Annotated in this window: 14 protein-coding genes, 1 tRNA gene and 1 pseudogene; 7 read left to right on the plus strand and 9 right to left on the minus strand. The window is 53.6% G+C overall.

What is annotated here, in order from left to right:
* Positions 1 to 40: 40 nt before the first annotated feature.
* From potG to rlmC, 5 genes are read left to right on the plus strand one after another with little or no spacing between them, the layout of a single operon-like run.
* On the plus strand, positions 41 to 1,174 hold the full coding sequence (potG, locus tag FDW98_RS18570; protein ID WP_096757707.1) for a putrescine ABC transporter ATP-binding subunit PotG: 1,134 nt from the start codon (positions 41 to 43) through the stop codon (positions 1,172 to 1,174).
* Positions 1,175 to 1,183: 9 nt separating this feature from the next.
* Positions 1,184 to 2,137 (plus strand): putrescine ABC transporter permease PotH, encoded by a 954-nt coding sequence (gene potH, locus FDW98_RS18575; RefSeq protein WP_096757706.1) that lies wholly within the window; start codon positions 1,184 to 1,186, stop codon positions 2,135 to 2,137.
* On the plus strand, positions 2,134 to 2,979 hold the full coding sequence (potI, locus tag FDW98_RS18580; protein ID WP_096757705.1) for a putrescine ABC transporter permease PotI: 846 nt from the start codon (positions 2,134 to 2,136) through the stop codon (positions 2,977 to 2,979). Before potH ends, potI begins: the two co-directional genes overlap by 4 nt.
* Positions 2,980 to 3,015: 36 nt before the next feature.
* Complete coding sequence (locus FDW98_RS18585; protein ID WP_096757704.1) at positions 3,016 to 3,525, plus strand: YbjO family protein; 510 nt, start codon at positions 3,016 to 3,018, stop codon at positions 3,523 to 3,525.
* 40 nt (positions 3,526 to 3,565) lie between these two features.
* Positions 3,566 to 4,693, plus strand: coding sequence for a 23S rRNA (uracil(747)-C(5))-methyltransferase RlmC (rlmC, locus tag FDW98_RS18590; RefSeq protein WP_096757703.1), 1,128 nt, complete (start codon positions 3,566 to 3,568; stop codon positions 4,691 to 4,693).
* A gap of 137 nt (positions 4,694 to 4,830) precedes the next feature.
* Here rlmC and FDW98_RS18595 read toward each other — a convergent pair.
* The 3 genes from FDW98_RS18595 to FDW98_RS18605 form a co-directional block, all read right to left on the minus strand.
* A tRNA-Ser gene (locus tag FDW98_RS18595) sits at positions 4,831 to 4,918 on the minus strand.
* A 149-nt stretch (positions 4,919 to 5,067) separates the two neighbouring features.
* Positions 5,068 to 5,745 carry an isochorismatase family protein gene (locus tag FDW98_RS18600; protein ID WP_096757702.1) on the minus strand — a complete coding sequence of 226 codons (678 nt, stop codon included), beginning with the start codon at positions 5,743 to 5,745 and terminating at the stop codon, positions 5,068 to 5,070.
* A 16-nt stretch (positions 5,746 to 5,761) separates the two neighbouring features.
* The gene (locus FDW98_RS18605) at positions 5,762 to 6,622 is read right to left on the minus strand and encodes a pirin family protein (protein ID WP_096757701.1); all 861 of its coding nucleotides are present in this window, start codon (positions 6,620 to 6,622) and stop codon (positions 5,762 to 5,764) included.
* Positions 6,623 to 6,730: 108 nt separating this feature from the next.
* On the opposite strand from FDW98_RS18605, the gene FDW98_RS18610 reads away from it, so the two are divergent.
* Complete coding sequence (locus FDW98_RS18610; protein WP_096757700.1) at positions 6,731 to 7,642, plus strand: LysR family transcriptional regulator; 912 nt, start codon at positions 6,731 to 6,733, stop codon at positions 7,640 to 7,642.
* A gap of 78 nt (positions 7,643 to 7,720) precedes the next feature.
* Here the strand turns inward: FDW98_RS18610 and infA are convergent, their stop codons facing one another.
* From infA to trxB, 6 genes and pseudogenes are all read right to left on the minus strand, one after another.
* Positions 7,721 to 7,939, minus strand: coding sequence for a translation initiation factor IF-1 (infA, locus tag FDW98_RS18615; protein ID WP_002211347.1), 219 nt, complete (start codon positions 7,937 to 7,939; stop codon positions 7,721 to 7,723).
* Positions 7,867 to 8,224 (minus strand): annotated as a pseudogene (locus tag FDW98_RS18620) (hypothetical protein). Before FDW98_RS18620 ends, infA begins: the two are co-directional and overlap by 73 nt.
* The gene (gene aat, locus FDW98_RS18625; protein ID WP_096757699.1) at positions 8,225 to 8,929 is read right to left on the minus strand and encodes a leucyl/phenylalanyl-tRNA--protein transferase; all 705 of its coding nucleotides are present in this window, start codon (positions 8,927 to 8,929) and stop codon (positions 8,225 to 8,227) included.
* Positions 8,930 to 8,972: 43 nt separating this feature from the next.
* Positions 8,973 to 10,694 (minus strand): cysteine/glutathione ABC transporter ATP-binding protein/permease CydC, encoded by a 1,722-nt coding sequence (gene cydC, locus FDW98_RS18630; RefSeq protein ID WP_096757698.1) that lies wholly within the window; start codon positions 10,692 to 10,694, stop codon positions 8,973 to 8,975.
* A complete protein-coding gene (cydD, locus tag FDW98_RS18635; protein WP_096757697.1) occupies positions 10,695 to 12,461 on the minus strand; it encodes a cysteine/glutathione ABC transporter permease/ATP-binding protein CydD in 1,767 nt (588 codons plus the stop codon).
* A gap of 114 nt (positions 12,462 to 12,575) precedes the next feature.
* Positions 12,576 to 13,544, minus strand: coding sequence for a thioredoxin-disulfide reductase (gene trxB, locus FDW98_RS18640; RefSeq protein ID WP_096757696.1), 969 nt, complete (start codon positions 13,542 to 13,544; stop codon positions 12,576 to 12,578).
* Positions 13,545 to 14,128: 584 nt separating this feature from the next.
* Between trxB and lrp the strand changes: the two genes are divergently transcribed.
* Complete coding sequence (gene lrp, locus FDW98_RS18645; RefSeq protein ID WP_000228473.1) at positions 14,129 to 14,623, plus strand: leucine-responsive transcriptional regulator Lrp; 495 nt, start codon at positions 14,129 to 14,131, stop codon at positions 14,621 to 14,623.
* The last annotated feature ends 71 nt before the right edge of the window (positions 14,624 to 14,694 follow it).

Raw genomic sequence — 14,694 nt, forward strand, 5'->3', positions numbered from 1 at the left:
ATTTGCACTGTTTCTTTGTTTTATGCCGGAGAGCACTCACGTGAATGATGCGACCCCCCGCCCACAGGCGAAGACCCGTAAAGCGCTAACCCCGCTGCTTGAAATTCGTAATCTGACCAAGTCTTTCGATGGCCAGCACGCCGTCGATGACGTCAGCCTGACTATCTACAAAGGCGAAATATTTGCCCTGCTAGGGGCCTCCGGCTGCGGCAAATCAACCCTGCTGCGCATGCTGGCGGGCTTTGAACTGCCGACCACCGGGCAAATTATGCTCGATGGTGTCGATTTAGCACACGTCCCGCCGTATCTGCGCCCGATTAATATGATGTTTCAGTCCTACGCGCTGTTCCCACATATGACGGTGGAGCAGAACATTGCCTTTGGCCTGAAGCAGGACAAGTTGCCGAAAGCTGAAATTACCAGCCGGGTCAACGAGATGCTGGGCCTGGTGCATATGCAGGAATTTGCCAAACGCAAACCGCATCAGCTTTCCGGCGGTCAGCGACAGCGTGTGGCGCTGGCGCGCAGCCTGGCAAAACGTCCTAAACTGCTGCTGCTGGACGAACCGATGGGGGCGCTGGATAAAAAGCTACGTGACCGCATGCAACTGGAAGTGGTCGATATCCTCGAACGTGTAGGCGCGACCTGTGTGATGGTAACGCACGATCAGGAAGAGGCCATGACGATGGCGGGGCGTATTGCGATCATGAATCGCGGCAAGTTCGTGCAAATCGGCGAACCTGAAGAGATTTACGAGCACCCGACCACCCGCTATAGCGCGGAATTTATTGGCTCGGTAAACGTGTTCGAGGGGCTACTGAAAGCGCGTCAGGAAGACGGCCTGATCATTGACTCTCCGGGGCTGGTCCATCCGCTGAAAGTCGATGCTGATGCCTCCATCGTTGATAACGTCCCGGTGTACGTCGCGCTGCGTCCGGAAAAAATTATGCTCTGTGAGACTCCACCGGCAGATGGCTATAACTTTGCGGTGGGGGAAGTGGTGCACATTGCCTATCTCGGTGATTTGTCGGTGTACCACGTACGTTTAAAAAGCGGCCAGATGTTGAGTGCTCAGCTACAAAACGAACATCGCTACCGTAAGGGGCTACCGACCTGGGGCGATGAGGTGCGTTTGTGTTGGGATGCGGACAGTTGCGTAGTGTTGACGGTTTAAGGAGTGAAAATGCGTACACTTGAACCTCCGGCGCGCGTGGACAACGCGAGCCGTTTCACGCTGTTTATGTCGCGGATGCAGATGAGGCATGGGCGCAAGGTGGTGATTGCGCTGCCGTATATCTGGCTGATTCTGCTGTTTTTGCTGCCATTTTTAATCGTTTTTAAGATCTCTTTTTCTGAGATGGCGCGGGCGATACCCCCGTATTCTGACCTTATATCATGGGCAGACGACCAGCTCTCCATCACGCTCAATGTTGGCAACTTCCTGCAACTGACGGCTGACCCGCTGTATGTTGATGCTTACTTGCAGTCGTTGCAGGTGGCGGGGATTTCGACGATCTGCTGTTTGCTACTGGGATATCCACTGGCATGGGCTGTGGCACACAGCAAACCATCAACGCGGAATATTCTACTGTTGCTGGTGATCCTGCCTTCCTGGACCTCGTTTTTGATTCGCGTGTATGCCTGGATGGGGATCCTGAAAAATAACGGGATCCTGAATAATTTTCTGATGTGGCTGGGAGTTATCGATCAGCCGCTGACGATCCTGCACACCAATCTGGCGGTCTATATCGGGATTGTTTATGCATATTTGCCGTTTATGGTACTGCCGATCTACACCGCGTTGACACGTATCGACTATTCGCTGGTGGAAGCGGCGCTGGATCTTGGGGCCCGACCGCTGAAAACGTTCTTTAGCGTGATCGTGCCGTTGACCAAAGGTGGGATCATCGCAGGCTCAATGCTGGTGTTTATCCCGGCGGTCGGAGAGTTTGTGATCCCTGAACTGCTGGGCGGGCCGGACAGCATTATGATTGGCCGTGTGTTGTGGCAGGAGTTTTTCAATAACCGTGACTGGCCGGTGGCGTCGGCTGTGGCCATTATTATGTTGCTGTTATTGATTGTGCCGATCATGTGGTTCCATAAATATCAGCAAAAAAGTGTGGGGGAACACGGATGAATAATTTACCCGTCGTTCGCTCACCGTGGCGTATTTTTATCCTGGTCATAGGGTTCACTTTCCTGTACGCACCGATGCTGATGCTGGTTATCTATTCGTTTAACAGCTCCAAACTGGTGACGGTCTGGGCAGGGTGGTCGACGCGCTGGTACGGTGAATTGCTCCACGATACTGCCATGATAAGTGCTGTCGGGATGAGTTTGACCATCGCTGCCTGTGCGGCGACGATGGCGTCGATCCTCGGCACGATTGCTGCGGTGGTGCTGGTGCGCTTTGGTCGTTTCCGGGGTTCGAATGGCTTTGCCTTTATGATAACAGCGCCGCTGGTTATGCCGGATGTCATCACCGGCCTGTCGCTGTTGTTGCTGTTTGTCGCCATGGCGCATGCTATTGGCTGGCCGGCAGATCGCGGGATGTTAACCATCTGGCTGGCGCACGTCACTTTCTGTACGGCGTATGTGGCGGTTGTTATCTCCTCGCGTTTGCGCGAACTGGATCACTCCATCGAAGAAGCTGCGATGGATCTTGGCGCCACGCCGCTGAAGGTCTTCTTTGTCATCACGCTGCCGATGATTATGCCGGCGGTGATTTCCGGCTGGTTGTTGGCTTTCACCCTGTCGCTTGACGATCTGGTTATCGCCAGCTTTGTTTCCGGTCCTGGGGCGACGACGTTGCCGATGCTGGTGTTCTCCAGCGTACGTATGGGGGTTAATCCAGAAATTAACGCGCTGGCGACGCTGATTCTTGGCGTGGTAGGAATTATCGGATTTATCGCGTGGTACCTGATGGCCCGGACAGAAAAGCAGCGGTTGCGCGATATCCAGCGTGCAAGACGCGGCTGAAAAAACTAAAATCTGCCAACCTCTACTCGGTGCAGCATGTGGCGCTGCACCGTTTTCACGGAAGACGACGCGTTGGGATTTTTTAAGAAATCATCCACATCACATGCTCGCTTAAACGTTCCTGCTTTAGTGCAGGTGGCGGCGCTCGCTATTATTATGATCCGCGGCCTCGATCTGTTGATGATTTTCAATACGTTGGGTGTGAGCGGGACAATGGCATTTATCCAGCGTAGCGTGCAGACCTGGAATTTAACGCTGGTGTTTTTAAGCAGTCTGATACTGGTGTTTATCGAAATTTACTGTGCCTTTTCATTGGTCAAAGGACGTAACTGGGCGCGCTGGATTTATCTATTTACCCAGGTGGTGGCCTCCGGTTATTTGTGGGCGGCATCGTTAGGTTATGGTTATCCCGAGCTGTTCAGTATTGCGGGTGAATCGAAGCGTGAAATTTTTCGCACGCTGGTGATGCAGAAATTACCGGATATGCTGGTGCTGTTGTTGCTGTTTGTTCCGGCGTCCAGTCGACGGTTCTTCCGTCTGCAATAATGTGTATAATCTTCGCCCCGGTTAATTTGAAGGTTTTCTTATGCAGTGCGCTCTTTATGACGCCGATCGCTGTCGTTCCTGTCAGTGGATAACACAGCCCGTTGGCGATCAACTCCGTGCAAAAATGGCCGATCTCCAGACTCTTCTTGCCGACTATTCGGTCGGGGAGTGGTGCGCGCCCGTCGTTGGCCCGGAGAGCGCTTTTCGTAATAAAGCCAAAATGGTGGTGAGCGGTAGCGTGGAAAAACCGCTGTTGGGCATGCTGCATCGTGACGGTACACCTGAAGATTTGTGCGACTGTCCGCTTTATCCTGCCTCATTTGCGCCGGTATTTGCCGCACTAAAACCCTTTATCGCCCGTGCCGGGTTGACGCCTTACAACGTAGCGCGTAAGCGGGGCGAACTGAAATATGTGCTGTTAACGGAAAGCCAGTTTGACGGCGGTATGATGCTGCGTTTTGTCTTACGCTCAGAGGCCAAGCTGAGCCAACTGCGCGCGGCGTTGCCGTGGCTGCAGGCGCAGTTACCGCAGTTAAAGGTGATAACGGTCAATATCCAGCCGGTGCATATGGCGATTATGGAAGGGGAGACAGAAATCTTCCTGACGGAGCAGCAGGCGCTGGCTGAACGTTTTAATGATGTACCGCTGTGGATCCGCCCGCAGAGTTTCTTTCAAACCAACCCGGTAGTGGCTGAGCGTTTGTATGCCACGGCTCGCGATTGGGTGCGTCAGCTTTCGGTCAACCATATGTGGGATCTGTTTTGTGGTGTTGGCGGTTTTGGCCTGCATTGCGCTACGCCGCAGATGAAACTGACGGGTATCGAGATCGCACCAGAGGCGATCGCCTGTGCGAAACAATCTGCGCAGACGTTGGGGTTACAGAATCTGCACTTTCAAGCGCTCGATTCGACCCAATTCGCGACGGCACAGGAAGACGTTCCGGATCTGGTGCTGGTGAACCCGCCGCGTCGGGGCATTGGTAAACCCCTGTGTGATTATCTTTCCAACATGGCACCGCCGTTTATCATCTACTCCAGCTGTAATGCGCAAAGCATGGCGAAGGATATTGGCGAGCTGCCAGGCTATCGCATAGAACGGGTTCAACTTTTCGATATGTTCCCGCACACCGCGCACTATGAAGTATTGACGCTGCTCAGCCGACAATAGTTTCTTTTCTTCGCAGGGAATGCCTGATGACGCTTCGCTTGTCAGGTCTAAGGATGGATGCGGGTTGTTGGCCGCATTCGGCAAATGCAATAGACGAAAAAAAAGCCCGTACTTGCGTACGAGCTCTTTCTCAAATGTGGCGGTGAGAGAGGGGTTCGAACCCTCGATACGTTGCCGTATACACACTTTCCAGGCGTGCTCCTTCAGCCACTCGGACACCTCACCGTATTGTATTGCTGCCTGACCGCTTGGGGGGGCAACGGGGCGCTACTATAGGGAGTTGCGCTAAAACGGTCAAGCAGAATTTACGTCTTCACTCTCGTTTGGTTACGCAATAGACATATTCTGCGCCCGGACAGGCGCAGAGAACATGATTAGCGCTGAGAGTCCAGTTTTTCACCGTTGGTGACGACTTCCTGAGCCTTGCTGTAGCTTTCGATCAGCAGCTGATAGGCCGGGAAAATTTTGGTATACACTTCCGCCCATTCAGCGGCATCTTCCCGGTTCCAGGTCCGCTGTATTTCAGACGCAACGGCTGCGGTATCCATTGGCACCACGCCTGCCTGTACCACTCGCGCCAACGTGATTTCCTGCGCCATCTTGCTGTAAGTGCCGGAAGCGTCAATGACGGCAAACACTTTATACCCTTCCGCTACCGCGCTGATGGCCGGGAAAGCCATGCAAACGCTGGTAATGGTACCGGCGATAATCAGCGTTTTACGACCTGTTGCTTTGACGGCTTTAACAAAGTCTTCGTTATCCCAGGCGTTGATCTCGCCTTTGCGCGCCACGTACTGAGCATGGGGCGCATTGGCGTGGATTTCCGGAATCAACGGGCCGTTGGGTCCCTGTGGAACGGAGGCGGTGGTGATCACCGGCATCTTCGCCAGGGTGGCTATTTTTGCCAGCGCAGCGGCACGGGCACGCAGTTCGGGCATTGGCATATCACCGACGGTCTGAAAAAGACCGCTCTGGTGATCGATAAGCAGCATCACGGCATCATCTACGTCGATAACCGGGCGTGAACCATTAAAATTTGCAGGACTGGACATCGTATTCTCCTTCGCTTTAGATTTGGCCAAAACGGCCGGAGTTGAAATCGCGTACGGCTTCAGCGATCTCTTGTTTTGTGTTCATCACAAACGGACCGTAACCGACAATGGGTTCATTTAACGGTTCGCCTGACAGCAGCAGCACGCTGGCGTCGCTACTGGCCTCGATATGTAGGGTTTTACCCTGCTGGCTTAATACCACCAGCTGCGCCTCACTTGCGGAGGTGGCACCGTTGATGGTGATCGTGCCTTTCAGCACCACCAGCGCAGTGCTCCATCCTTCCGGCTGGGACAGCGTGACCGGGCGATTACTTTGCAGGCGCATGTCCCACACATTTAACGGTGAGAAGGTATGCGCGGGGCCTTTCGTATCCTGATAGCTGCCCGCAATCACGCGCACGGTACCTGCTTCATCTGGCAGGTCGACGGTGGGAATAACGTCGCTGCTGATGCCCTGATAACCCGGCACGGTCATTTTGTCTTTGGCTGGCAGGTTGACCCACAGCTGGACCATTTCCAGCTCGCCGCCCTTACGGGTAAATTCCGGCGAATGAAATTCTTCGTGTAAAATCCCGGCCCCTGCTGTCATCCACTGCACATCGCCTGGACCGATAATGCCGCCGCGCCCGGTTGAGTCGCGATGTTCAACTTCACCGCTGTAAACAATGGTCACTGTTTCAAAACCACGGTGCGGGTGCTCACCGACGCCGCGCTTTTCATTACCCGGTGTAAAGGTATGCGGACCCGCGTAATCCAGCAGCAGGAACGGACTGAGCTGCTCAGCATGAGACTGGTAAGAGAACATCGAGCGAACTGGAAATCCATCGCCAACCCAGTGTGGGCGAGGTGCGGTATAGACGCCTGTTACGTGTTTCATATGTATCTCCTCAGTGGCGTTATCTTGATGTGAATAAGCTTATATCCATGACAATGAGCTGAGTAGTGGCTAAAATAGTCCTCACCGTCTCATTAATAGGACAATAAGATGACGAAGCTGGATCTCAATGATTTCGCATGGTTTGTGCATGTTGTCGAAGAGGGAGGATTCGCAGCGGCAGGCCGTGCGCTTGATGAGCCCAAATCCAAACTCAGTCGGCGTATTGCGCAACTGGAGGAGAGACTGGGGGTGCGTTTGATTCAGCGAACAACCCGACAGTTTAATGTCACGGAAGTCGGACAGACCTTTTACGAACACTGTAAGGCGATGTTGGTGGAGGCGCAGGCGGCACAGGATGCCATTGCGGCGTTGCAGGTTGAGCCACGTGGCATTGTTAAACTGACGTGCCCGGTGACGCTGTTGCATGTCCATATCGGCCCCATGCTGGCCCGGTTCATGGCGCGTTATCCGGATGTCGCAGTACAGCTTGAAGCCACGAATCGCCGCGTCGACGTCGTCGGAGAAGGTCTGGATGTGGCGATTCGCGTCCGACCTCGTCCTCTTGAAGACAGTGATTTGGTCATGCGGGTGCTTGCTGACAGGGGGCACCGGCTGTATGCCAGTCCGCGATTGGTTGAGCAGATGGGGACATTACACGCCCCGGCAGAGCTGACCCGTTGGCCAGGGCTGAGTCTGGCGGCGGGGAAACATGTTCATCGTTGGGAGTTGTTTGGCCCACAGGGGGCCCGCGCGGAAGTGCATTTTACGCCGCGTATGATCACCACAGATATGCTGGCGCTGCGCGAGGCCGCGGTTGCCGGGGTAGGCGTGGTGCAACTCCCGCAGTTAATGGTCAAGGATCAATTAGCCGCAGGGGAGCTGGTGGCATTGCTGGATGGCTGGGAACCGAGGCGGGAGATTATTCACGCGGTCTTTCCATCGCGTAGGGGGTTATTGCCCTCGGTGCGCGCATTAGTGGATTTCCTGACGGAAGAATATGCACGCATGATTGAGGACTAAAGCCTCAAATTTGGCCCACAAAAAAGGCCGGATATACCGACCTTTTATTATTTGGACGCCAGTCTGGCGTGAAAAAAATCAGCGACTACGGAAGACAATGCGGCCTTTGCTCAGGTCGTACGGGGTCAGTTCAACAGTCACTTTGTCTCCCGTCAGGATGCGGATATAGTTTTTACGCATTTTACCGGAGATGTGTGCAGTAACCACGTGACCGTTTTCTAACTCTACGCGGAACATGGTATTAGGTAACGTATCGAGAACGGTACCCTGCATTTCAATATTGTCTTCTTTGGCCATCTAATCCTCTGGGGTATCACTACCGTAATTTGAACCGGCAAGATAATGCCGAAGTTCTTTTAATAAGTAAAGATTTGCGCGATTAAAATACAGCAAATCAAGTTTGGCGCATTACTCTATCCACACACGGCAAAGCCGCACTTAAAGCGCAACGTGTAAGGGAACGATGAGATAAACGATAGGCGTTGCCTGACGCGAACTGTTCCTTAACGGCGGCGGGGTAATGGGCTAAACCAACTCTGCGACGCAATTATAACACCCCGACAAAAAATGTGCCGAAAACATTCACTCCTGAGGTAAAAATAACGTCCGCGGTACCCAAAAATGGCTGGGTAACCGCTGCTGGCGCAGTCTGCTCAAGTGTTCAAGGTACTCCCGACGCGGCGTTTCGACGGCGCCCAGCGACGCTGTATGTCCATTTAACACCTGACAGTCAATTAACTTCCCACCCTGCTGGCTAAATTCAGCGCAAAAAACAAGCAACGCGGTTTTTGAGGCATTTTCCTGACGACTGAACATTGATTCACCGCAGAAGAGCGTGCCTTGCGAAACGCCGTACATACCGCCGACTAATTCATTGTGCCGCCACACTTCAATGGAATGCGCATGCCCCAATTCATGCAGGCGGTGGTAAGCGTCAACAATATCACGCGTTATCCAGGTCCCTTCTTCGCGGTCATTGGCACAACCTTCAATCACCTGACCAAAGGCGTAATTTAACGTGACACGATAAGGTGAGTGTTTATGAAAACGCTTCATGCTACGGCTAAGATGAAATGTCTCAGGCCACAAAATGGCGCGCGGATCGGGCGACCACCAAAGAATGGGGTCGCCAGGAGAAAACCATGGAAAAATACCGCGCTGGTACGCCATAAGCAGACGGGCAGGGCTGAGATCGCCACCCAGCGCTAACAAACCGTTAGGTTCGCGTAACGCGCCTTCCGGTGACGGGAAGGCGATAGAATTGCGGGACAGTTGCACCAGGCGCATGACAGCGAAACTCCACTACGCGAGTCGATCGTTCAATAATAGCTTACAGACGTTGCTTAAACTGGTAATAACGCCCCTGCCTGGCTAACAGATCTGCGTGATTACCTTGCTCAATAATGTGTCCGTTGTCCATCACTATTATTTGATTAAAACGCGATAGCCCGCGCAGGCGATGCGTCACCATCAATACCGTTTTATCTCGCATGACATCACTAATCAATTCAAGCATTTGGCTTTCGGTGGTAGCGTCCAGTCCTTCGGTAGGTTCATCCAGCAGCATCAGCGGGGCATCGTGGAGTACCGCGCGAGCGATTGCCAGACGGCGGAGTTCGCCGCCGGAAAGCTGACGACCACCTTCACCTAACCAGGCGTTGAGGCCATCATCTTCCAGCAGTTTTTCCAGACCAACGCGGCACAGTATTTCGGATAATGCGTCATCACTGGCCTGCGGCGCGGCCAGCAGCAGGTTGTCGCGTAATGTGGCGCTAAACAGGTGCACACGTTGCGGCACGACGCTGATGCTTTGACGCAGCGTTGACTCACTCAGGGTTGAAATCGGGCGGTCGTTAAACAAAATTTCACCGTGTTGCGGGTTCCAGGCGCGGGTCAGCAGTTGTAGCAGGGTGGACTTTCCACAGCCGGTGCGGCCGAGAATCGCAACATGCTCGCCGGGTTTTGCTTGCAGGGAGAGGGTATCCAGCGCATTTTGCGCCTGGCCCGGGTAGCTGAAACAAACGTCGCGCAGCGTGAGGGTAATCGGCTCAGAAACTGTCGATCCTGCGTCGGGGAAAGTGACTTCCGGTTTTTGTTCCGTCAGTTCTGTAATGCGCAGGGCAGAGGCGATCACCTGACCGAGGTGCTGAAATGCACCCGTTACCGGGGCCAGGGCTTCAAATGCGGCCAGTGCGCAGAACACAAACAGCGCAATCAGCGCACCTGGCTGGGTATTGCCTCCCACGCCGCCCGAGGCCATCCAGAGCATCACGATGACGGCCAGCGCGCCAATCAGCAGCATTAGGGCCTGAGACAGCGCCGTTAATTCGGACTGGCGACGCTGAGCTTCGTGCCACTGTAACTCTGTGGCTTCCATTTGTGCTCGATAGCGAACACTTGCGCCAAAAATGGTCAGCTCGGCCTGGCCCTGCAGCCAGGAGGTCAGCTGTTGGCGATATTGCCCGCGCAGGTGCGTCAGGTTTTGCCCGGTGCGTTTTCCGGCCTGATAAAACAGCGGAGGCAAAATAAACAAGGTCAGCAGCATGATGCCACCGAGGGTGATGGCCAGCGTGAGATCGAGCACGCTCAGACCCAGCGTCACCACCATAATCACGACAAATGCCCCAACCAGCGGAGAGATGACGCGCAGATAAAGGTGATCAAGCGTATCGACATCCGCAACGATGCGGTTAAGCAGTTCACCCTGGCCATAACGGGCCAGACCCGCCGGAGAGAGTGGCAGCAGCTTACTAAATGTATAAATACGCAGGTGCTGCAACACGCGGAATGTCGCGTCGTGACTGACCAGTCGCTCGAAATAACGACCTGCGGTACGGGTGATCGCCGCACCGCGCACGCCGGCAGCGGGGAGCATATAGTTAAAACTGTAAATCCCGGTGACGCCAACCACCGCGGAAGCGGAGAGGAACCAACCGGAAAGTGTCAGCAAGCCGATACTGGCTAATAGCGTGATGATCGCCAGAATAATTCCCAGCGTTAACATCCATTTATGACGTTTATACAGCGTCAGATAAGGTAGCAAAGCGCGCATTTAGATGTCCTCCTGACGGTGAGCCAGCAGTGTTGCAAAAGCCCCGTTGGCTGCGCTCAGTTGAGCATAAGTGCCTTGCTCGACGATCTGTCCGTCCTGCATGACCCAAATGGCATCCCACTCGGCAAGGTCTTCAAGCTGGTGCGTGACCATCAGCGTGGTCTGGCGGCGTGATGCCGCATTCAGCGCCTGCATGACGCGCTGCTCGCTGTGCGCATCGAGGCTAGCGGCGGGTTCGTCCAGTAGCATTAGCTGACACGGATTGAGCAAGGCGCGGGCGACGGCAACGCGCTGCGCTTGCCCGACGGAAAGCCGGGCGGCCTGATCGCCGACCGGGGTATCCACGCCCTGAGGCAGCAGAGGTAAAAACTCACTTACCCAGGCGCTGTCGAGCGCGGCCTGAAGCTGTTGCTCGCTGGCATCTGGACGTGCCAGCAGCACATTATCGCGCAACGTTGGGGCAGGAAGCTGTGGGTTCTGTCCTACCCACGACAGCTGTTTTCGCCAGGAGTCAGGGGCCAGGGAGCGAAGCTCAAAACCATTAATTCGCAGCGAACCCTGATACGAGAGAAAACCAGAAAGGGCATTCAGCAGCGAGCTCTTACCGGAGCCGCTACGTCCCACCAATACCGCGCGCTGACCGGCTGGCAGCGAGAAGTTAAGTGGACCAGCAAGTACTTTTCCTTCCGGGGAGGTGATAACCAGATCTTCTGCGGTAATCGAAACCGGCTCTTTTACGGCCAGCTCAATGTCGCCACGTTCAGGATGCGCCAGCGGCGTTTCCATGAACGTTTTCAGGCTGTCTGCGGCACCGACGGCCTGGGCTTTGGCATGATAAAACGTGCCCAGATCGCGTAAGGGCTGGAAAAACTCAGGCGCAAGAATCAGTGCCAGGAATCCAGAGGCTAAGGTAACACCAACGCCATAGTGGCCGAAGTTGAGTTCGCCGAGGTACGAGAAGCCAAAGTAAACTGCCACCAGCGCGATGGACAGCGAGGTGAAAAATTCCAGTACGCCGGAGGAGAGGAACGCGAGGCGCAGAACTTCCATGGTGCGCTGGCGAAAATCTTGTGATGCCGCACGAATGCTTTCTGTTTCCGCTTCGCCGCGACCAAATATTCTTAACGTTTCCATACCACGCAAGCGGTCGAGGAAATGACCGCTGAGTCGGGCTAGCGCCTGAAAGTTACGTCGGTTAGCATCAGCAGCGCCCATACCGACCATTGCCATAAACATGGGGATTAGCGGTGCAGTGCCAAGCAGAATAAGGGCGGCTATCCAGTTAGACGGGAAAATGGCCGCGACAATCAAAATGGGGACGCAGACGGCAAGCGCCATTTGCGGCAGATAACGCGCGTAGTAATCATGCATATCGTCAATCTGCTCAAGCACCAACGTGGCCCAACTTCCGGCTGGTTTACCCTGGATCCACGCGGGGCCTGCCTGTTGCAGACGGTCCAGAACCTGACGGCGAATTTCAAAACGAATGTGCTGTCCCGCGTGAAAACCGACCCGCTCACGTAGCCAGACCACCCATGCACGCAGGATGAAAATCAGCACTAATACGATGAAAGGGAGCAGAAGGGCTTCGCGGGGAATATTATCCATGATCATGTGATCAAGAATGCGTGCCAGGAGCCAGGCCTGAGCGACAATTAACAGGCCGCTGACGAAGCCTAACAGGCGTGAAATATTCAGCCAACGCTGGGAAATGACACTTTGCTGTTTTAACCAGCGTGTTAGCTCTTTTTGACGGGTTTTATTCATTGCTCGCTTAGCAGGTGAGTTATAGGAATTTTTAGGCAGGACAATGTTACAACGGGGCAAAAATAAAGGCGACTGATAGTCGCCTTTTTTACTTTTATTACTGATTTGTAAAGCTTATTTGCAGGCGTCAGCCAGACCGTCGAGATAACGCTCTGCATCAAGGGCTGCCATACAACCCGTACCTGCAGAGGTAATCGCCTGGCGATAAATATGGTCCATCACGTCACCGGCCGCGAACACGCCTGGAATGCTGGTTTGCGTCGCATTACCGTGAATGCCGGACTGAACTTTGATGTAGCCGTTTTCCAGCTCAAGCTGGCCTTCAAAAATCGCAGTGTTCGGGCTGTGACCAATGGCGACAAACAGTCCTGCAACGTCCAGAGACTCGACGTTATCGGTGTTTTGGGTATCACGCAGACGCAGTCCGGTGACGCCCATTTGATCGCCGGTCACTTCTTCCAGCGTGCGGTGCGTGTGCAGCACGATGTTGCCGTTTTCGACTTTATCCATCAGGCGCTTGATAAGGATTTTTTCTGCACGGAAGCTGTCGCGACGGTGAATCAAATGCACTTCAGAGGCGATATTCGCCAGATACAACGCTTCTTCTACAGCCGTGTTGCCACCGCCGATAACCGCTACCTTCTGGTTGCGATAGAAGAAACCGTCACAGGTCGCACAGGCAGAAACACCGCGACCTTTAAATGCTTCTTCAGACGGTAAGCCAAGGTAGCGAGCGGAAGCGCCGGTGGCGATAATCAACGCATCGCAGGTGTACTCGCCGCTGTCGCCGGTCAGACGGAATGGACGGTTCTGCAGATCAACCTTGCTGATGTGATCAAAAATGATTTCCGTCTCAAATTTTGTCGCATGCTCATGCATACGTTCCATCAGCAGTGGGCCCGTAAGATCGTGCGGGTCGCCAGGCCAGTTTTCGACTTCCGTCGTCGTGGTCAACTGACCCCCTTTTTCCATACCGGTAATCAGTACCGGTTGCAGGTTTGCGCGTGCAGCATAGACCGCAGCGGTATACCCGGCAGGGCCTGAACCCAGAATAAGAAGTTTACTGTGTTTGGTCGTGCCCATGAGATCCCCATAGTTGTTGGCAGGCAATGAACTGGATTGTAGGGAATTTGCAGGCGTAAAAAAAGAGTATGGCAATTTTGTTAACAATTTGTGCAATAGCGGGAGCCGATGATCGGCCAGACAGGCGGCACGGACGTCAACCAACGCACAGGTAACATGAAGTATGACGGGACATAAAGATTTCTACTTAAAATCGGCCAGTTATAAGGCGATAAAATGACGATTTTCCATCACTCCCAATGAATAACTGGCATGTTGTACTAAAAATCGATGTTTTGCTTTGACAATCCCCTGCTGTTTTGCGAAAACATTCAAGGAAGAAAAAAACAGTGTCGTGTGTGTGCTGCATAATCATGCATCCAGATACCATGTTTACCGAGTTAGCGAAATCTACGCATGGTGTGGACAGATGCCATTCGTGATGTCGATAGCCGCCGACAGGCAACGGTCTTCTCACCATAAACCCAGACATTTCACACCGTAAATCCCTCTGGGTTTCGGGTATTGTGATGGGTAGCGACTCTGAACAGTGATGTTAGAAGGGTCAGGCAGGAGTAGGGAAGGAATACAGAGAGACAATAATAATGGTAGATAGTAAGAAGCGCCCTGGCAAAGATCTCGACCGTATCGATCGTAACATTCTTAATGAGCTGCAAAAGGATGGGCGTATTTCTAACGTCGAGCTTTCTAAACGAGTGGGACTTTCACCAACGCCCTGCCTTGAGCGTGTGCGTCGGTTAGAAAGACAGGGATTTATTCAGGGCTATACGGCGCTGTTAAACCCGCATTATCTGGATGCATCACTTCTGGTTTTTGTTGAGATTACTCTGAATCGTGGCGCACCGGATGTCTTTGAGCAGTTCAACACTGCAGTGCAAAAACTTGAAGAAATTCAAGAGTGTCATTTGGTTTCCGGTGATTTCGACTACCTGCTGAAAACACGCGTACCGGATATGTCAGCATACCGCAAGCTATTGGGGGAAACCCTGCTGCGTCTGCCTGGCGTGAATGACACACGTACTTACGTGGTAATGGAAGAAGTTAAACAGAGCAATCGTCTGGTAATTAAGACGCGCTAACACGGAACAGGTGCAAAATCGACGTAGTTTGATTACACTCCTGTTAATCCATACAGCAACAGTGCCGGGGC

Origin of the sequence: Citrobacter sp. wls711, assembly GCF_005281055.1 — a bacterium.
GTDB lineage: Bacteria > Pseudomonadota > Gammaproteobacteria > Enterobacterales > Enterobacteriaceae > Citrobacter > Citrobacter gillenii.